Origin of the sequence: Streptomyces sp. NPDC002896 (assembly GCF_040295225.1) — a bacterium.
Taxonomy (GTDB): domain Bacteria; phylum Actinomycetota; class Actinomycetes; order Streptomycetales; family Streptomycetaceae; genus Streptomyces.
Genome location: NZ_JBEOVA010000014.1, coordinates 1 through 17,535, shown reverse-complemented (window position 1 = coordinate 17,535; position 17,535 = coordinate 1). Strand labels below are relative to the sequence as shown.

At 69.9% G+C, this 17,535-nt stretch carries 17 protein-coding genes; 12 read left to right on the top strand and 5 right to left on the bottom strand.

Annotated features, from left to right (window positions below; genetic code table 11):
* Window positions 1–184: 184 nt before the first annotated feature.
* On the bottom strand, window positions 185–1,162 hold the full coding sequence (locus ABT009_RS25740) for an RNA polymerase sigma factor SigF (RefSeq protein ID WP_351299403.1): 978 nt from the start codon (window positions 1,160–1,162) through the stop codon (window positions 185–187).
* A gap of 250 nt (window positions 1,163–1,412) precedes the next feature.
* Here ABT009_RS25740 and ABT009_RS25735 point away from each other — a divergent pair, with 250 nt between their 5' ends.
* From ABT009_RS25735 to ABT009_RS25710, 6 genes are all read left to right on the top strand, one after another.
* Window positions 1,413–1,781: an STAS domain-containing protein gene (locus ABT009_RS25735; RefSeq protein ID WP_351299400.1), complete on the top strand. Its 369-nt coding sequence runs from the start codon at window positions 1,413–1,415 to the stop codon at window positions 1,779–1,781.
* A gap of 326 nt (window positions 1,782–2,107) precedes the next feature.
* Window positions 2,108–2,734, top strand: a complete 627-nt coding sequence (locus ABT009_RS25730; protein WP_351299397.1) for an ATP-binding protein — start codon at window positions 2,108–2,110, stop codon at window positions 2,732–2,734.
* A 265-nt stretch (window positions 2,735–2,999) separates the two neighbouring features.
* Window positions 3,000–3,686: an LPXTG cell wall anchor domain-containing protein gene (locus tag ABT009_RS25725; RefSeq protein ID WP_351299394.1), complete on the top strand. Its 687-nt coding sequence runs from the start codon at window positions 3,000–3,002 to the stop codon at window positions 3,684–3,686.
* Between the two features lie 395 nt (window positions 3,687–4,081).
* Window positions 4,082–4,861 (top strand): COG1470 family protein, encoded by a 780-nt coding sequence (locus ABT009_RS25720; protein WP_351299391.1) that lies wholly within the window; start codon window positions 4,082–4,084, stop codon window positions 4,859–4,861.
* A 146-nt stretch (window positions 4,862–5,007) separates the two neighbouring features.
* Window positions 5,008–6,123, top strand: a complete 1,116-nt coding sequence (locus tag ABT009_RS25715) for a hypothetical protein (RefSeq protein ID WP_351299844.1) — start codon at window positions 5,008–5,010, stop codon at window positions 6,121–6,123.
* Between the two features lie 107 nt (window positions 6,124–6,230).
* Window positions 6,231–7,574: a hypothetical protein gene (locus tag ABT009_RS25710; RefSeq protein ID WP_351299388.1), complete on the top strand. Its 1,344-nt coding sequence runs from the start codon at window positions 6,231–6,233 to the stop codon at window positions 7,572–7,574.
* Window positions 7,575–7,666: 92 nt separating this feature from the next.
* On the opposite strand, the gene ABT009_RS25705 is transcribed toward ABT009_RS25710, so the two are convergent.
* Window positions 7,667–9,157: an oligopeptide:H+ symporter gene (locus tag ABT009_RS25705; protein WP_351299385.1), complete on the bottom strand. Its 1,491-nt coding sequence runs from the start codon at window positions 9,155–9,157 to the stop codon at window positions 7,667–7,669.
* Window positions 9,158–9,646: 489 nt separating this feature from the next.
* Here ABT009_RS25705 and ABT009_RS25700 point away from each other — a divergent pair, with 489 nt between their 5' ends.
* Entirely contained in the window at window positions 9,647–10,324 is a 678-nt protein-coding gene (locus ABT009_RS25700) for a response regulator transcription factor (protein ID WP_351299382.1), read from the top strand.
* 73 nt (window positions 10,325–10,397) lie between these two features.
* The gene (locus ABT009_RS25695; RefSeq protein WP_351299379.1) at window positions 10,398–11,675 is read left to right on the top strand and encodes a sensor histidine kinase; all 1,278 of its coding nucleotides are present in this window, start codon (window positions 10,398–10,400) and stop codon (window positions 11,673–11,675) included.
* Between the two features lie 38 nt (window positions 11,676–11,713).
* Here ABT009_RS25695 and ABT009_RS25690 read toward each other — a convergent pair whose 3' ends face one another.
* Window positions 11,714–12,283 carry a GtrA family protein gene (locus ABT009_RS25690; RefSeq protein ID WP_351299376.1) on the bottom strand — a complete coding sequence of 190 codons (570 nt, stop codon included), beginning with the start codon at window positions 12,281–12,283 and terminating at the stop codon, window positions 11,714–11,716.
* 181 nt (window positions 12,284–12,464) lie between these two features.
* Here ABT009_RS25690 and ABT009_RS25685 point away from each other — a divergent pair, with 181 nt between their 5' ends.
* The 3 genes from ABT009_RS25685 to ABT009_RS25675 are packed head-to-tail and all read left to right on the top strand — an operon-like array spanning window position 12,465 to window position 15,344.
* Complete coding sequence (locus ABT009_RS25685) at window positions 12,465–13,604, top strand: 5-(carboxyamino)imidazole ribonucleotide synthase (RefSeq protein ID WP_351299373.1); 1,140 nt, start codon at window positions 12,465–12,467, stop codon at window positions 13,602–13,604.
* Between the two features lie 44 nt (window positions 13,605–13,648).
* Window positions 13,649–14,152, top strand: coding sequence for a 5-(carboxyamino)imidazole ribonucleotide mutase (purE, locus tag ABT009_RS25680; RefSeq protein WP_351299841.1), 504 nt, complete (start codon window positions 13,649–13,651; stop codon window positions 14,150–14,152).
* A gap of 4 nt (window positions 14,153–14,156) precedes the next feature.
* Entirely contained in the window at window positions 14,157–15,344 is a 1,188-nt protein-coding gene (locus tag ABT009_RS25675; protein WP_351299370.1) for a dipeptidase, read from the top strand.
* A 28-nt stretch (window positions 15,345–15,372) separates the two neighbouring features.
* On the opposite strand, the gene ABT009_RS25670 is transcribed toward ABT009_RS25675, so the two are convergent.
* On the bottom strand, window positions 15,373–15,747 hold the full coding sequence (locus tag ABT009_RS25670; protein ID WP_351299367.1) for a VOC family protein: 375 nt from the start codon (window positions 15,745–15,747) through the stop codon (window positions 15,373–15,375).
* 99 nt (window positions 15,748–15,846) lie between these two features.
* A complete protein-coding gene (locus ABT009_RS25665) occupies window positions 15,847–17,187 on the bottom strand; it encodes a UDP-glucose dehydrogenase family protein (protein WP_351299364.1) in 1,341 nt (446 codons plus the stop codon).
* 172 nt (window positions 17,188–17,359) lie between these two features.
* Between ABT009_RS25665 and ABT009_RS25660 the strand changes: the two genes are divergently transcribed.
* Window positions 17,360–17,535: acyl-CoA dehydrogenase family protein (locus tag ABT009_RS25660; RefSeq protein ID WP_351299838.1), on the top strand; the 176-nt coding region annotated here is incomplete at its 3' end.

Below are 17,535 nucleotides of genomic sequence, written 5' to 3'. Positions count from 1 at the left end.
ACGAGTGCCCATAGTGGTGGAAGCGGGCGTTCGGGGAAAGGTGTTTCCGGCGGTAATGCCGCAGTAGCGGCGTGAGGCGGATCGCCCTTCGGGCTCGTCCTCAAACGCCGGACGGGCTGGAGTACCCAGCCCGTCCGGGATGTCTTCCAGCGGTGGCCGGGACACGGTTGCCCCTGGCCGCCCCTCACTCCTCGACCGTCAACCCCTTGCGCAGCCGCACCAACGTGCGCGACAGCAGGCGCGACACGTGCATCTGCGAGATGCCGAGTTCGTCGCCGATCTCCGACTGCGTCATGTTGGCGACGAAGCGGAGCGAGAGGATCTTCCGGTCGCGGGGCGGGAGTTCCGCGATCAGCGGCTTCAACGACTCGACGTACTCGATGCCTTCGAGCCCGTGGTCCTCGTAGCCGATGCGGTCCGCGAGTGCGCTCTCGGAGTCGTCCTCCTCGGGCTGGGCGTCCAGCGAGCTCGCGGTGTACGCGTTGCTCGCGGCCATGCCCTCGACCACCTCGTCGTTCGAGATGCCCAGGCGCTCCGCCAGCTCCGCCACCGTGGGGGCGCGGTCGAGCTTCTGGGCCAGTTCGTCGCCCGCCTTGGCCAGGTCGAGACGGAGTTCCTGAAGCCGACGGGGTACGCGCACCGACCAGCTGGTGTCGCGGAAGAAGCGCTTGATCTCGCCGACGATGGTCGGCATCGCGAAGGTCGGGAACTCGACGCCCCGGCTGAGCTCGAAGCGGTCGATGGCCTTGATGAGGCCGATGGTGCCGACCTGGATGATGTCCTCCATCGGCTCGCTGCGGGAGCGGAACCGCGAGGCGGCGAACTTCACCAGGGCGAGATTCAGTTCGACGAGGGTGTTGCGTACGTACGCGTACTCGTGGGTGCCTTCCTCAAGGGACTCGAGCCGCTCGAAGAGGGTCTTGGACAGGGCCCGCGCGTCCGCCGGTGCCACTTCGTCGTACGGAGGGATCGCCGGGAGACCGTCGAGGCCTTCCATGGCCTCGATGCCGGAACCGGAACCCAAGTCCGCGGGTTCGGGCCGAAGGCCGGGACCTGTGACTTCGGATTCGATGTCGGGACCGGTGGGGTCGGTCTCGAGGAGTACCGGTGGGGGTGTCGACGTCGCCAGGTCAGCATGCGATTCGTCGAGCCGGGGTGACATGATGTCCTCCATCGTTCTCGGCATATGGCTGCCGATGCCAATACGTGCACTGCGGTGTGCGGCGCCTCCAAAGCCGGCCGTGTCGATAGTTGTTATCTCTAGCCCTACCCGCTTTGGCGACGTTGTCGCAAGTGCGTTATCTGGCGATATGCCCGATTCTGGGCGGTTGTTCGGGTGCCAGAGGGCGTGGTGAGGGCGTAGTGTTCAAGGGCGTCAATCAGCAGTGAACGACTGTCGGGAGAGAGACGGCATGGACCGCGGGACGGTCGGCAGCGCACATCGAGGCCGGCTTCTGGTCGAAGTCCGGGAAGAGGGACCGAGCGCCGTGGTGACACCGGCGGGAGAGCTCGATCACCACACCGCGGATCTGCTGCGCGAGCCCCTCGAAAGCTGTCTCGCCGACGGGTATGCGCGCCTCGTGGTCGACTGCTCCCAGCTGGAATTCTGCGATTCCACCGGACTGAACGTGCTGCTCGGCGCACGCCTCAAGGCGGACGGCCAGGGTGGCGGAGTCCATCTGGTGGGAATGCGGCCGGTGGTGGCGCGGGTATTCGAGATCACCGGGGCCGAAGCCGTTTTCACGGTGCACGAGACCCTCGAGGCGGCCCTGGCCGACTGAGCGTCCCAGAGTGCCGGGCGTGCCGACGGCTCGCAGGCAAAGACTTCGGAAAGACCTCCGAATGGTTACGCCTCAGTTGTCTCAGCGTGATTGCTGCGTTACGAGTGTCACATGTCCCGTGTCGAATAAGTGGGTGTTCTCACGGTTCGGCCGGGCAGGAGACTTCCTGAATCCGTCAACAGCCATCACAGCGAGTGCGTAGTGTCCTCCTGTTCGTCTCCGTTCCGTCCCCGTTCCGTCCCCGCCGAGTCCGGCCCTGAGGCCGAGTCGAGCCCAGTCCCAACGTCCTGAACCGTGAATCGGTGAATCGGTGAGGTGAAGCGCTGATGAGCACCACCCGGTCCTGCTCGCCGGGCGACTGCGGCCCGGAATCGGGTGCCGCCGCCGACGGCGCTTCCGGGGTACCCGGCGGCGCTGCCGGGATGGCCGAGGGTGTCGCGGGATCCGATGGCGTGTTCGCCGTGGCGGCGGACGCCGTGTCGGAGAGCGGCGCGTCCGCGAATGGCGCGTCCGCGGACGGTGCGTCCGTGCAGCGCCCCGTCGGCCTCCATTCCCGCAGGCTGAGCCTCAACGGCGCGAGCGGAATCGTCCCTCTCGCCCGCGACTTCACCCGGCAGGCGCTCTACGACTGGGGCTGGCTGCCCGCCGCGACCGCCGACCGGCGCGCGGCCGCCGAGGACGTGCTGCTGGTCGTCTCGGAGCTCGTGACCAACGCCTGCCTGCACGCCGAGGGGCCCGAGAGCCTGTGGGTCGCCTGCGACAGCAAGGTGCTGCGCGTCGAGGTCACCGACCGCGGCGCCGGTCACCCGGCCCCGCGCACCCCGCACCGCGCCGGACGCCCCGGCGGGCACGGCATGTTCATCGTCCAGCGTCTCTGTCTGGACTGGGGAGTTGTACGGACCCCCGGGGTGGCGGGCAAGACCGTGTGGGCCGAACTCGGCGCCCCCGCATAACCTTCACCGCCCCCCACCATTTGTTACCCGCGGTTCGAACCCTTCTTCGTGCCCGCTGTCGGACGCGTCGGATCGTCAGAGATCCGGCGCGTCCGTTGTCTTCCCTCGACAAGGTCCCAGGCGTACCTTGAGCGCCCAATCTGATGTGCCGTCAGTAACTTGTGCGGACGACGCCGAAGCACGGATGCATGGACACACGGATGCATGGGCGCACGGACGCACCGAGGAACTGCGGCACGGGTCACCGGCATGAGGGGAACTCGAGGTGTCGTACCGGACGTACCAGAAGCGAACGGCCGCGCTGGCGCTCGGCGCGGCCCTGGCCGGCGGCTCGGCGGTGCTGATGGCCGCCCCCGCAGCCCACGCCCAAGTCGTGGACGTCGACTACCAGTGCAAGACGCCGATCGGCAACAAGGGGGCCGTCTCGCCGATCGACATCAAGGGTGTCAAGAGCGGCAGCGGCTACAAGCTCACCATGTCATTCCAGAAAGGCGTCTCGTCCAGCCCGGTCGAGCTGGGCAAGGGCGCGATGAAGCCGAGCGCGGTCATCAAGCTGGGCGGTGCGGAGAGCGGCTCCGTCACCGTGTCGGGGCCGCCCAACGCAAAGGCGATCCCCGCCAACACACCCATCAAGATCAGCGATCTGACGGGGACCTATACGCCGAAGAAGAGCGGCAAGGTCACGTTCACCGCGGGCGTGCTCACCATCAAGGCCCTCGGGACGACGACCACGTGCACCCCCGCCAACAACCCCAAGCCGTCGCTGACCCTGGACGTCACCGCCGCGGGAGGCGGCGGTACGTCGCAGAGCGCGCCGGCGGGCGGTGAGGAGCTGCCGCAGACCGGGCCTGAGGACTCGGCGGTGGCGCTGGGCACGCTCGGCGGCACGGTGCTGCTTGCGGGGGCCGCGGGAGTGTTGTGGCTTACGCGGCGCCACCAGCCGGCGCGCTGACGGGCCGGCGCCCTCAGCGCCCGCCACGCGATCTGTACGAGCCGAGCTGCACCTGCACGATGACCGACCAGGAGCCGCCGATGTCGCCGCCCTTGCCGTCACGCGTCACCACCCGTGCCGCGTGGCTTGTGTTCCTTCTGCCACTTGTGGCCGGGGCGGCTGCACCGCCGGTGCACAGGTCATACGCCGAGGCGCCCGCGGTCGTGGGTTGTGCCCACCCTCCCCCACTCTCGGCTTCGCTCGAGCGGGGGGACCCCCATCGCCCATGCGGAACGCCTGCCCACAACGCAACCACCACGGCATCGGACAGCGGCACGGAGTGGTCTGTCGTGCCCTCCGTCGGAGGGGGGACGCGACCTGCCAAGGGTGGGCGGTCGTATTTCTACGCCGAAGGCGTGCCCGGGGCCGTGCTCGAGGACACGGTGTCCGTCGTCAACCCCGGGGCGAAGGCGGTCACGGTGGAGTTGCGGGGTGCGGACGCGGACAACACCCGGGGCGGTGGACTGTCGCTGCGCAAGCGGTCGGCGGACACGGGTGCGTGGGTCACCTTCGCCGAGCGCAAGGTGAGGATCCCGCCGCGCACGCGGGCCGACGTGCCGTTCACCGTGACCGTCCCGGGGGACGCGACGCCCGGCGACCATCCCGGTGCGATCGTCGCGAGCAGTGGCGGGCGCGACGCAGCGGTGAGGCTGCAGCTGCGGGTCAGCGGGCCCACACTGGCGGCGCTCACCGTCGAACACGTGCGGGCCGAGGGCGAGCACATCTCGTACGACCTGGTGAACCGCGGCAACACCGTGCTGACGCCGAGGCTCACCGTCCGGGCCGACGGAGTCTTCGGTGAGGTCCTGCACCGCGGCGCCCGGACGCTTCCGGTCGAGCTGCTGCCCGGCCGCCGCGTCACGCTCACCGAGCCGTGGCCGGACGCGCCGGCCTTCGACTCGGTGGACATCAGGCTGACGGCCACGGCGGCGGGCGGCGCGCGGGACACGGCCACGGCGTCCGCCCGCTTCGTGCCGTGGGGAGTGCTCGCGGGGGTGGCGGCGGGGCTGGCGGCTGCGGGCGGTGGCGCCTTCTGGTGGGTGCGCCGCGGAGGAGGCCTGCGCGGCCGGAGCGGTCGCAGGCCGGACGGTCGACCCCAACAGAGGGAGTACGAGTTGACGGGAGCAGCCACGTGATCTCTTGTTCCCCCACCCCGCCCCTTCCCGTAACCAAGGGGCAAGCCCCCTGGATCCCCGAATCGCCCTACGGGCTCGTCCTCAATCGCCGGACAGGCTCAATCGGGGCCGTTCTCGCCCTGGTGGCCGCCCTCGCCCTCGTACTCATGCCGGCGGCCGTACCCGCCTCCGCCGCCGACAAGCCCGCCGTGACGCTCTCCAAGTCCGAGGCGGGCGCGGGTGGCTCCCTCACCGTCACGGGGAAGGGCTGGCGCCCGAAGGCCCTGTTGATGCTGCTCATCTGCGGTCAGTCGGCGCCCGGCAGAGGCGTGATCGGCGGCACCAACTCCTGTGCCAACGGCGACGGCCGTGCCGTCACGACGGACGGCGACGGGGAGTTCAGTAGGAAACTGCCGGTCGCCGAGCCGCCGGAGCCGTGCCCGTGCGTCGTGCACGTGGCCACGGTCACCGGCGAACAGGCCGCCGCCGACGCCGTACTCAAGGTCGCGGGCCACCCCGTCGAGCCGCTGCCGGAGCAAGACGGCGCCGGGAAGCTGTCGGTGCTCACGGACACCCGGCTCGAGGGGTCGAGCGGGATCCTCACCTGGTTCGGCGCCCCGCCCGGCCGTCAGCTGGTCTTCACCGTCGGCAACGTCGGCTCGGCGCCCGTCAAGGACCCGGTCTTCCAGGTGGGCACCTCCCACGGCGTGTTCGCGCCGCAGTGGGAGGAACAGCAGTGGCGCGGCACCATCGCGCCGGGGAAGAAGGCCCGGATCAAGCTGCCGGTCGAGCTGGCCGCGGGCGCCCACGGCGACTACGCGGTCTCGCTCAGGTTCGGCGGGAAGGTGCTCGCCGAGCAGCCATGGGGCGTGGGCCGTCCGTGGGGCGTCACGCTCTTCTGGATCCTGCTCTTCGTCGTCGTACCGTCCGCGGTGTTCCGCATCGGCATGGCGATCGTCGACCGGATACGCCCGCGGGCACCGGGCGGCGGCGGACGGCACCGGGGCGTGCACCTGCTCGACATCACCGTCCGGCTGCCCAGACTCGGGCTGCAGCGGACGCCATCCGGCCCTCCGTCGGCGACCGGCACCGCCTCGACCGGCACTTGGGTGGGCCGGCCGCGTACGGAGGAGGCCGGGGGCGGCCCGGCCCCTACGGCCACCACGACCCTGCCCTGGTTCACCCCGGACACCGATCCGGGGGCGCCTGCAGGCCGGCTCTCCGCACCGTCAGAGCTCTCCGCACCACCACAGAACAGCCCGACGACGAAGGGAAACACGTGAGCAGGCAACGGAGGGTCGGCCCGGTCCGCGGGGCCCCTGGTGCGCGGAGTCAGAGGATCCGGGGGGCCGCCGGTCCGCGCAGAATCAGCGTGGGCGGTGTCGCCCTCATGCTGAGCGGTGCCGGCATCCTGCTGGCCGCCGCCCCGGCGCAGGCGGCCGAGGTCGCCTACAAGACCGAGTGCATCCCGCCCGCGATCTCCGGCATGGATCCCGTGCAGGGCACCACCAAGGTGGAGATCACCGCGCCGGCCGAGGCCAAGGTCGGCGACGAGGTCGAGGTGGTGTGGAAGTTCGTCCAGGCCGCCTCGAAGAACCCCGACGTCATCGACCTCGAGGAGAACACGGTCAAGCCCACCGGCACGCTGAAGGCGGCCGGCGCGCAGACCGCCGACATCGCGATGGAGGGGCCGCGCGAGAACCCGGCCATCCCCAAGAACAGCGACATGAAGCTGTCCGACATGAAGGGCACGCTGAAGCTGACGGCGGCCGGCGAGGTCACGCTGACCCCGGACGCGTACAACATCAACGTCAGCAAGCCGATGTCGACGGACACCAAGTGCACGCCGAAGGAGGAGGTGAAGTCCGCGGCGACCATCAAGGTGACCGGCGGGGGCGGGAGTTCGGGCGGTACGACGGGCGGGTTGCCGACCGGTGTGCCCACGGGGCTGCCGACCGGCCTGCCCACAGGCATTCCCACAGGCATCCCCACGGGCCTGCCGACCGGCCTTCCGACGGGCGGCACCAGCGGCTCCTCCGGAGGCGGCACCGGCGGCTCCGCCGGGGGCAGCGACAGCGGCGGCACGACCGGAGGGGACGACGGCGGCACCAGCGGTGGCGGCGGTGGGCAGACCGACTTCACGGGCAAGGAGGTCCAGATCCCGTACGAGTGCAAGACGCCCATCGGCGACAAGAGCGCGACGTCGCCTGTGCAGATCAACGCCAAGAAGAGCGGCGGGAACTTCGACCTCACGGTGCAGTTCAAGAAGTCGGTGATGGACAGCCCCGCGGACATCCCGGCGGACTCCGTGAAGCCGTCGATGGAGGTCGTGCTGGGCGGCGCCGACAAGGGCACGGTCCATGTGGAGGGCCCGACGAACAAGGAACCCATCAAGTCGGGCGACCCGATCAACATTCCCGACCTGACGGGCACCTACAAACCGGGTGCTGACGGCAAGGCGACCCTGTCGCCCGGGGTGCTCACCGTGAAGGCGCTCGGCACGACGACGACCTGCACACCGGCCAAGACCGAGGTGTCGCTCGAGCTCGACACGTCGGCCCAGCCGGGTGGCGCGGCGGGAGGCTCCGGCGGCTCGGCGTCGGGCGGTGGACTCGCCGAGACGGGCGCGGACGACAACGGTGCGCTGCGGGCGCTCGGGCTTGTCGCCGGCACCGTGATCCTGCTCGGCGGCGCCGTCTTTACGTTTCTGCCGCGCCGGCGTGTGACCCACTGACCGTACGACGCGCAGTTACCCGCCAAGAAGGGCCGCCGCACCCAATGGTGCGGCGGCCCCTCGTATGAACTGCTGGAAGCGAACGAACTACGTCAGTTGACGTCGCCCATGAGCTCCTTGACCCGCTTGCGGTACATCCACACCGCGAGGCCCGCGACCACGGCGAGCGCGGCCTGGAAGGCGACGATGCCGGTCTTGTTCAGGTCGACACCCGCCAGCGAGAGCAGGCCGGTGGTGCAGTCACCGGCGGTGACGGCGAGGAACCAGACACCCATCATCTGGGAGCCGTACTTCACCGGCGCCATCTTGGTGGTGACGGACAGACCCACCGGGGAGAGGCACAGCTCACCCACGGTCTGGACGAAGTAGATGGCGACCATCCACCACGCGGCGACCTTCGCGCCGTCCCCGGCCATGGTGAGCGGGATCAGGAAGACGAAGAACGAGACACCGATCAGGAACAGACCGGACGCGAACTTCACGACCGTGCTCGGCTCCTTGCCGCGCCGGTTCAGCGCCAGCCAGATCCACGCGGCGACCGGGGCCAGCGCCATGACCAGGATGGGGTTGACCGACTGGTACCAGGAGACCGGGAAGTCGAACCCGAGAACCGTCGTGTTCGTCGAGGCCTCACCGAAGATCGCCAGGGTCGAACCGCCCTGGTCGTAGATCATCCAGAAGAGGGCGGCGGCCACGAAGAACCAGATGTAGCCGGAGACCTTCGACTGCTCGGTGGTGGACAGCTCCTTGTCGCGCTTGATGCGCACCAGGACCATGATCGGGATGATCAGGCCGGCCAGGGTGATCGGGACGAGCGCCCAGTTCAGGGTGTACGTGCCGGTGGCGACGAGGGCGCCGTAGACGACGACGGCGATGATCAGCCAGATGAGGCCCTTGCGCAGCGTCGAGGCCTTCTCCGCGGCCGACAGCGGCTTCGGGACCTGGCTGGAGACGGGGTTCAGGTGGCGGGTGCCGATGAGGAACTGGGCGAGACCCAGCGCCATGCCGACCGCGGCGAGCGCGAAGCCCAGGTGCCAGTTCACGTTCTCGCCGACGGTGCCGATGATCAGCGGGGCGGCGAAGGCACCGAGGTTGATGCCCACGTAGAACAGCGTGAAGCCGCCGTCGCGGCGCGGGTCGTCCGGACCGTCGTAGAGCTGGCCGACCATCGTGGAGATGTTGGCCTTCAGCAGACCGGAGCCCAGGGCGACGAGGCCCAGGCCGGCGAAGAAGGTGCCCTCGGAGGGCAGGGCCAGCGTGAGGTGACCCAGCATGATGACGGCGCCCGCGACGGCGACGGTCTTGCGGGGACCCCAGACCCGGTCGCCGAACCAGCCGCCGGGCATGGCGAGCAGGTACACCAGCGACAGGTAGACCGAGTAGATCGCCGTCGCCGTGGCCGGGCTCATGCCGAGGCCGCCGGGTGCGATCAAGTACAGCGGGAGCAGGGCCCGCATGCCGTAGTAGGAGAAGCGCTCCCACATCTCGGTCAGGAAGAGTGTGGCCAGGCCGCGGGGGTGGCCGAAGAAGGTCTTCTCGGAGCCAGGGGTGCTGGCCGAGTCCTTCGTCAGGCTGGACGCCATGGGTCGTTCCTTGTGGGTTCGGGACGCGGTGCCAGGAGCTGAAGACGCGCCCGGTGGGGGGCGGCCGGCACCGGCATCGGGCCGTCCAGCCACCCAACGCCCAGGGGGGATGTGCTCGCTCCGGTCCGGGAGCGAGGGACGGTGACACCGGGATCCACGCCCTGGCGCAACTTCGCGCGCAGGGCCCGGCCAAGAGGTCATTCCTAGCAAGGCTGGCAGCTGCCGGCCCGCACATGAAGATGACCTTCGGCCCGCAATAGCGTGCCAAAGGTCATTCAGTAGTGCTACAGGCGTTCTGCCACCATAAAGCACGACACAGAGTGATATGAAGGTGGTTGAGACGCGAATCACAGGCTGTTCCGGAACCAAAGCCTGCTTTCGAAGGTCACTTCAAGTGTCTCACCCCACACCCGCAGGCCCGTCCACACGGGGACAAGGCGTGGCAGATCACACCGCGGACGTAGTCCGACGCGGACTACCATCACCCCCATGACGCGTGTACTGCTCGCCGAGGACGACTCGTCCATCTCGGAGCCGCTCGCCCGTGCCCTGCGCCGGGAGGGCTACGAGGTCGAGGTCCGTGAGGACGGTCCCACCGCGCTCGACGCCGGAATACAGGGCGGTGTCGACCTGGTCGTACTCGACCTCGGGCTGCCCGGCATGGACGGACTGGAGGTGGCCCGCCGGCTGCGTGCCGAAGGGCTTCCGGTGCCGATCCTCATTCTGACCGCGCGGGCCGACGAGGTGGACACCGTCGTCGGTCTCGACGCGGGCGCCGACGACTACGTCACCAAGCCCTTCCGCCTCGCCGAGCTCCTCGCGCGCGTACGGGCCCTGCTGCGCCGCGGCGCGGCCGAGCCCCAGCAGCCGCCCGCCACCCACGGCGTGCGCATCGACGTCGAGTCGCACCGGGCCTGGATGGGCGACGAGGAGCTGCAGCTCACCGCCAAGGAGTTCGACCTGCTGCGGGTGCTGGTGCGCGACGCGGGCCGGGTCGTCACCCGCGACCAGCTGATGCGCGAGGTCTGGGACACCACATGGTGGTCGTCGACCAAGACGCTCGACATGCACATCTCGTGGCTCCGCAAGAAACTCGGCGACGACGCGGCGAACCCGCGCTACATCGCCACGGTCCGCGGTGTCGGCTTCCGCTTCGAGAAGTCCTGACGGGCTTCGGGAAGACCGCCCGCCGGGAGAGAACGACTGACGTGCACACACCGAACGACGTGCGGACACCGTCATGCGCCGCCGACTGATCAACTCCACGCTCGCCGTGGTGCTCATCGTGATCGCCGTGTTCGGCATCTCACTCGTCATCGTCGAGACCCGCACGATCACCAGCAGCGCACAGGACCGCGTGGAATCCGAGGCCCTGCGGCTCGTCAGCATCGTCGACAGCCGCCTGGTCGGCGACGAGGCGATCACGGCCGGCATACTGCGGGCCCAGGTCCCCGACGAGCGGTACGCACTGATCGAGATCGAGGGGCGCCCGCCCATCGAGGTCGGCGAGCGCCCCGTCGGCGACGTCATCCAGTCCACGGCCACGGGCGAGCAGGGCGAGAAGGTCACCGTCCAGGAGTCGCGCTCATCGGTCACCGCGGAGGTCGGCCGGACGCTGCTGATCATCGCTGCCGTCGCGCTGCTCGCCATCGTCGCTGCCGTGATCCTCGCCGTACGCCAGGCCAACCGCCTCACGTCCCCGCTGACCGACCTCGCGGAGACCGCGGAACGGCTGGGCTCCGGCGACCCGCGCCCGCGCAGCAAGCGGTACGGCGTCCAGGAGCTGGACCGGGTCGCCGATGTGCTGGACCGCTCGGCCGAGCGGATCGCGCGGATGCTCACCGCGGAGCGGCGGCTCGCCGCCGACGCCTCACACCAGCTGCGCACGCCCCTGACGGCGCTGTCCATGCGGCTCGAGGAGATCGCGCTCACCGAAAACCTGGAATCGGTCAAGGAGGAGGCCACGATCGCGCTGGCGCAGGTGGAGCGGCTCACGGACGTCGTCCAGCGGCTGCTCACCAATGCCCGGGACCCGCGCACCGGCTCCGCCGTCTCCTTCGACCTGGACGAGGTCATCAAGCAGCAGGTCGAGGAGTGGAGGCCCGCCTACCGCAGCGCGGGCCGGGCCATCGTCAGCTCGGGCAAACGGCATCTGCAGGCGGTGGGCACGCCCGGCGCGGTCGCGCAGGTGCTGGCCGCGCTGATCGAGAACTCGCTGATGCACGGTGGCGGCACGGTCGCGCTGCGCACCCGGGTCACGGGCAACCAGACCGTTATCGAGGTCACCGACGAGGGCCAGGGGGTGCCGCCGGAACTGGGTGCGCGGATCTTCGAGCGGACCATCAGCGGCCGCAACTCCACGGGGATCGGGCTTGCCGTGGCCCGCGACCTGGCCGAGGCGGACGGCGGCCGTCTGGAGATGCTGCAGGCCAAGCCGCCGGTGTTCGGCCTGTTCCTGTCGCGTACGACGCCGAAGACGCCCGTGGACGACGAGACGGCCGGGCCCACCGTCAGGTGATCCGAGCCGTCAGGTGACCCGACGCGCCGCGCCGGCGGTCACCTCACGCGCTGCCTGGGCCGTCGGCGTTCGGGCTCGAGGAACGATTCGGCGCCGGCGACGTCCCTCACAGCCTTGACCGCGGGGGCGGGGGCGGGGTTGTCGGCCGGCAGCGCCCGGAACACCCAGGAGCGGTAGGACCAGAAGCGGAACAGTGTCGCGATGCCGATGCCGAGGAACTTGAAGAAGTTGCTCTGCAGCGGGCTGTCCCAGCCGAAGGCGTAGGTCGCGATGTAGAGCACGCCGTTCTCGATCACCAGGCCGACGGCGCTGAACAGTATGAAGAGCGTGAGCTCCTTGGTGCGCCCGCTCTTGTCACGGTCCCGGTACGTGAAGTAGCGGAAGCCGATGTAGTTGAAGACGATCGCGACGACCGTGGCGATGACACTGGCCCGCACCACCTGCAGACCGGTGAGATTACGCACCAGGTTGAACACGCCCAGGTTCACGAGGATGCCCGCGCCGCCGACCGCGCCGAACTTGGCGGCTTCGCGTACGAGGCGGTCGAAGCGCTGACGCGCGGCGCTTCTGGGTACCGCATGAGCCCCCGAAGAACCAGCCTTGCCCATGGTGTGCCAGCCCCCGTCTTTGGTTTCGTCAACCTGGCCATGCTAACCAGCGGTTCTCCGTGGCGCGCGTGGACAAAGGTAAGACGTGGGTAACGTGTGATCTCTGCGTGATGAACATGCGGAGATTTCGATGGGTATGCGCGGAGTCGGGGCGGTGCCGGGCGGCCGATACCCTGGGGGCGTGACGTTCCCGGTAGTCGGCATGGTCGGCGGCGGTCAGCTTGCTCGTATGACACACGAGGCTGGCATCCCGCTCGGCATCAGGTTCAAGCTCCTCAGTGACACTCCCCAGGACTCTGCGGCGCAGGTCGTCAACGATGTCGTCGTCGGCGACTATCGCGACCTCGACACGCTGCGCGAGTTCGCACGGGGCTGCGATGTGATCACCTTCGATCACGAACACGTACCCACCGAGCACCTGCGGGCCCTGGAGGCGGACGGAATCCCCGTACGCCCGGGTCCGGACGCGCTCGTCCACGCCCAGGACAAGGGCGTGATGCGGGCGAAGCTCGACGCGATCGGCGTGCCGTGCCCGCGCCACCGGATCGTGAGCGATCCGGACGACGTGGCCGCCTTCGCCGCGGAGGGTGACGGCTTCCCGGTCGTCCTCAAGACCGTGCGCGGCGGATACGACGGCAAGGGCGTGTGGGTCGTGGACTCCGTGGAGGAGGCTGCCGAGCCCTTCCGCGCCGGTGTGCCCGTCCTAGCCGAGGAGAAGGTCGACTTCGCCCGCGAGCTGGCCGCCAACGTCGTCCGCTCGCCGCACGGCCAGGCCGTCGCCTACCCCGTCGTCGAGTCGCGGCAGGTCGACGGCGTCTGCGACACGGTGATAGCCCCGGCGCCCGACCTCGACGAGGAGCTGGCGCTGCAGGCCGAGGAGCTCGCCCTGCGCGTCGCCAAGGAGCTCGGCGTCGTCGGCCACCTCGCCGTCGAGCTGTTCGAGACCCGCGACGGCCGCATCCTGGTCAACGAGCTGGCGATGCGCCCGCACAACTCCGGGCACTGGACCCAGGACGGCGCGATCACCTCCCAGTTCGCCAACCATGTGCGCGCCGTGCTCGACCTGCCGCTGGGCGACCCGCGCCCGCGCGCCAGGTGGACCGTGATGTGCAACGTCCTCGGCGGCGACTACCCCGACATGTACTCGGCGTATCTGCACTGCATGGCCCGCGACCCGCAGCTGAAGATCCACATGTACGGCAAGGACGTGAAGCCCGGCCGCAAGGTGGGCCACGTCAACACCTACGGCGACAACCTGGACGACGTGCTCGAGCGCGCCCGCCACGCCGCCGGCTATCTGCGAGGGACGATCACCGAGTGAGCACCTCTCCCGAATCCTCCGCCGCCCCCGTCGTCGGCATCGTCATGGGCTCCGACTCGGACTGGCCCGTCATGGAGGCCGCGGCCCAGGCCCTCGACGAGTTCGAGATCCCCTACGAGGTCGACGTCGTCTCCGCGCACCGCATGCCGCGCGAAATGATCGCGTACGGCGAGGAGGCCGCCGGACGCGGCCTGAAGGCGATCATCGCCGGTGCGGGCGGCGCCGCCCATCTGCCCGGCATGCTGGCCTCGGTCACCCCGCTTCCGGTGATCGGCGTCCCCGTGCCGCTGAAGTACCTGGACGGCATGGACTCCCTGCTCTCCATCGTGCAGATGCCGGCGGGCGTGCCGGTGGCGACCGTGTCGGTCGGCGGCGCGCGCAACGCGGGGCTGCTCGCGGCCCGCATCCTCGCCGCGCACGACGAGGAACTGCTCGCCCGTATGCGGGAGTTCCAGCAGGAGCTCAACGACCAGGCCACCGAGAAGGGCAAGCGCCTGCGCACGAAGGTCGAGGGATCGGCGTCGTTCGGCTTCGGCTCCGGGAAGTGACGGCGTGACGGCGTATCTGGACCAGGCCCGGGAACTGCTGGCCGAGTTCCCCGTCGTCGACGGGCACAACGACCTGCCGTGGGCGCTGCGCGAGCAGGTGCGCTACGACCTCGGCAAGCGCGACATCGCCACCGACCAGAGCGCACATCTGCACACCGACCTCGCCCGGCTGCGGGCCGGCGGGGTCGGCGCGCAGTTCTGGTCCGTGTACGTCCGCTCGGACCTGGCCGGGGACGAGGCGGTGAGCGCCACGCTCGAACAGATCGACTGCGTCGAGCAGCTGATCAGCCGTTACCCGGCCGATCTGCGGCGCGCGCTGACGGCCGCCGACATGCAGGCGGCGCGCGGCGAGCGCCGTATCGCCTCGCTGATGGGCGCCGAGGGCGGCCACTCCATCAACAACTCGCTGGCCACCCTGCGCGGCCTGTACGCCCTGGGCGTCCGCTACATGACGCTCACGCACAACGACAACATCGCGTGGGCGGACTCGGCCACCGACAAGCCGGGCGTCGGCGGCCTGTCACGCTTCGGCCGCGAGGTCGTACGCGAGATGAACCGCATCGGCATGCTCGTGGACCTGTCCCATGTGGCGGCCACGACGATGCGCGACGCCCTGGACACGTCCACCGCGCCGGTGATCTTCTCCCACTCCTCGTCCCGGGCGGTCTGCGACCATCCGCGGAACATCCCGGACGACGTACTGGAGCGGCTGCCGGGCAACGGGGGAGTGGCGATGGTCACCTTCGTCCCCAAGTTCGTCCTCCAGGCGGCAGTGGACTGGACGGCGGCGGCCGACGAGAACATGCGCGCGCACGGCTTCCACCACCTCGACACCACGCCCGAGGCGATGAAGATCCACCGGGTGTTCGAGGAGGCGAACCCGCGCCCGGTCGCCACCGCCGCCACGGTCGCCGACCACCTCGACCACATGCGCGAGGTCGCCGGCATCGACCACATCGGCATCGGAGGCGACTACGACGGCACGGCCTTCACCCCGGACGGCCTGAACGACGTCTCCGGCTACCCCAACCTCATCGCCGAACTGCTCACCCGCGGCTGGTCCCGCGAGGACCTCGCCAAGCTGACCTGGCAGAACGCGGTACGGGTCCTGGGCGCGGCAGAGGACGTGGCACGGGACCTGGGCTCCAGCACCCCACCGTCGAACGCGACGCTGCAGCAGCTGGACGGCTGACCGCCGCTACCGCTGGGTAAATCGGGGCCTACGACGCCTGGACGACCAGGCAGAAGGGGTGACCGGCGGGGTCCGCGTACACGCGGAAGTCCCGCCTCCCACCGTCGTCGTCGAGATCGAGCGCACGCGCCCCCAGGGACACCACCTGGGCCTGCGCTTCCTCGATGTCGTCGACGAACAGATCCAGGTGCAGCTGCTGGGAGTCGTGATCGGCCGCCGGCCACGCCGGCGGCCTGAGATCCTGCGCCTCCTGGAAGGCCAGCCGCTGCCCGTCCGGCAGATACAGATCCACCCAGTGGCCCTCGCCCTCGACCCGCCCGCCCAGCACCGCGGCGTAGAACTCGGCGAGCTCCCGCGGCCGCGGACAGTCCAGGGCGGTGAGACCCAGCTTTGCGAACCCCATGCGTTCCTCCTCGGCAGACACGACTGCGTGCCGTGGGCACGGGTGCCCACCGAAGGCGCACTCAACCGCCGGGCGCCGGGCGCCGACCGAAGGAACGCCTCAGGCCGAGGGCCGCCCCATGGCCCGGAACGTCCACCCGGCCTCCCGCCACCGCGCGGCGTCGAGCGCGTTGCGCCCGTCCAGCACCACCCGCTCCGCCACCACGGCCCCGAGCCCCGCAGGGTCCAGCTCCCGGAACTCCCGCCACTCCGTGAGATGCAGCACCACGTGGGCACCCTTCACGGCATCGGCCGCCGACTCCGCGTACCCCAGCGTCGGGAATAGCCGCTTGGCGTTGTCCATGCCCTTGGGGTCGTAGACGGTCACCTGGCCGCCCTGGAGGTGGATCTGCCCGGCGACATTGAGCGCGGGCGAGTCCCGTACGTCGTCGGAGTCCGGCTTGAACGTGGCGCCGAGCACCGCGACCCGCTTGCCCAGGAAGCTGCCGCCGACCGCGTCGCGTGCCATCTCGACCATCTGCCCGCGGCGCCGCATGTTGATGGAGTCGATCTCGCGGAGGAACGTGAGCGCCTGGTCCGCGCCCAGCTCACCGGCGCGGGCCATGAAGGCGCGGATGTCCTTGGGCAGGCAGCCGCCGCCGAAGCCGATCCCGGCCCGCAGGAACTTCGACCCGATCCGCTCGTCGTGCCCGATCGCCTCGGCCAGCTTCGCGACGTCGCCGCCGGCCGCCTCGCACACCTCCGCCATGGCGTTGATGAACGAGATCTTGGTCGCGAGGAACGAGTTGGCGGCGGTCTTCACCAGCTCCGCCGTCGGGAAGTCCGTCACCACGAAGGGCGTGCCCTCCGCGACCGGCGTCGCATACACGTCGCGCAGCAGCTTCTCCGCGCGCTCGCTGCGTACGCCCACCACGATCCGGTCCGGGTGCAGCGTGTCCTCGACGGCGAAGCCCTCGCGGAGGAACTCCGGGTTCCAGGCCAGCTCGACCTCGTCGCCCGCGGGCGCCAGCTCGGCGATGCGGGCCGCGAGCCGCTCGGCGCTGCCCACCGGCACGGTGGACTTGCCGACGACGAGCGCGGGCTTCTGCAGGTGCTTGGCGAGGGACTCCATCGCCGAGTCGACGTAACTCATGTCGCAGGCGTACTCGCCGTGCTTCTGCGGAGTGTTCACACAGACGAAGTGGACGTCGCCGAACTCCGCGACCTCGGACCACTCCGTGGTGAAGCGCAGCCGCCCGCTCGACCCCTCGAACCCCGCGACGTGCCTGCGCAGCAGCTCCTCGAGCCCCGGCTCGTACATCGGGGTCCGGCCGGACTCCAGCAGCGCGATCTTCTCGGGCACGACGTCGAGCCCCAGCACCTCGAACCCCAGCTCGGCCATGGCCGCGGCGTGCGTGGCGCCGAGATAGCCGGTGCCGATCACGGTGATCTTGAGGGCCATGCAGTGCTCCAGTGCTCCAGTCGAAAGCGGCTTCGGTGCCTGCCCGAGCATAGTCGGGCCCCTTCCCGGTCATGCTTTCCGCTGTCGTCAACCTCACGTGCACGTCGTGCGAACGGCCCCCTAAGATTTGGGTTACTTAACGGTAATTAGCTTCCTTGGAGGGTGAGAGACCTTGGCGGGAACGTCGGATTTCGATCTGTACCGGCCGTCGGAAGAGCACGACATGCTCCGTGAGACGGTGCGGTCGCTCGCCGAGGCGAAGATCGCCCCGTATGCGGCGGCGGTGGACGAGGAGGCGCGGTTCCCGCAGGAGGCGCTGGATGCGCTGGTGGCGTCGGAGCTGGCGGC

What these genes read in the sequence shown, in the direction of transcription:
- ABT009_RS25740 (WP_351299403.1), bottom strand. Translation starts at nt 1,162, where the DNA reads ATGTCACCCCGGCTCGACGAATCGCATGCTGACCTGGCGACGTCGACA.
- ABT009_RS25735 (WP_351299400.1), top strand. Translation starts at nt 1,413, where the DNA reads ATGGACCGCGGGACGGTCGGCAGCGCACATCGAGGCCGGCTTCTGGTC.
- ABT009_RS25730 (WP_351299397.1), top strand. Translation starts at nt 2,108, where the DNA reads ATGAGCACCACCCGGTCCTGCTCGCCGGGCGACTGCGGCCCGGAATCG.
- ABT009_RS25715 (WP_351299844.1), top strand. Translation starts at nt 5,008, where the DNA reads ATGCCGGCGGCCGTACCCGCCTCCGCCGCCGACAAGCCCGCCGTGACG.
- ABT009_RS25710 (WP_351299388.1), top strand. Translation starts at nt 6,231, where the DNA reads ATGCTGAGCGGTGCCGGCATCCTGCTGGCCGCCGCCCCGGCGCAGGCG.
- ABT009_RS25705 (WP_351299385.1), bottom strand. Translation starts at nt 9,157, where the DNA reads ATGGCGTCCAGCCTGACGAAGGACTCGGCCAGCACCCCTGGCTCCGAG.
- ABT009_RS25700 (WP_351299382.1), top strand. Translation starts at nt 9,647, where the DNA reads ATGACGCGTGTACTGCTCGCCGAGGACGACTCGTCCATCTCGGAGCCG.
- ABT009_RS25695 (WP_351299379.1), top strand. Translation starts at nt 10,398, where the DNA reads ATGCGCCGCCGACTGATCAACTCCACGCTCGCCGTGGTGCTCATCGTG.
- ABT009_RS25690 (WP_351299376.1), bottom strand. Translation starts at nt 12,283, where the DNA reads ATGGGCAAGGCTGGTTCTTCGGGGGCTCATGCGGTACCCAGAAGCGCC.
- purE (WP_351299841.1), top strand. Translation starts at nt 13,649, where the DNA reads ATGGGCTCCGACTCGGACTGGCCCGTCATGGAGGCCGCGGCCCAGGCC.
- ABT009_RS25670 (WP_351299367.1), bottom strand. Translation starts at nt 15,747, where the DNA reads ATGGGGTTCGCAAAGCTGGGTCTCACCGCCCTGGACTGTCCGCGGCCG.
- ABT009_RS25665 (WP_351299364.1), bottom strand. Translation starts at nt 17,187, where the DNA reads ATGGCCCTCAAGATCACCGTGATCGGCACCGGCTATCTCGGCGCCACG.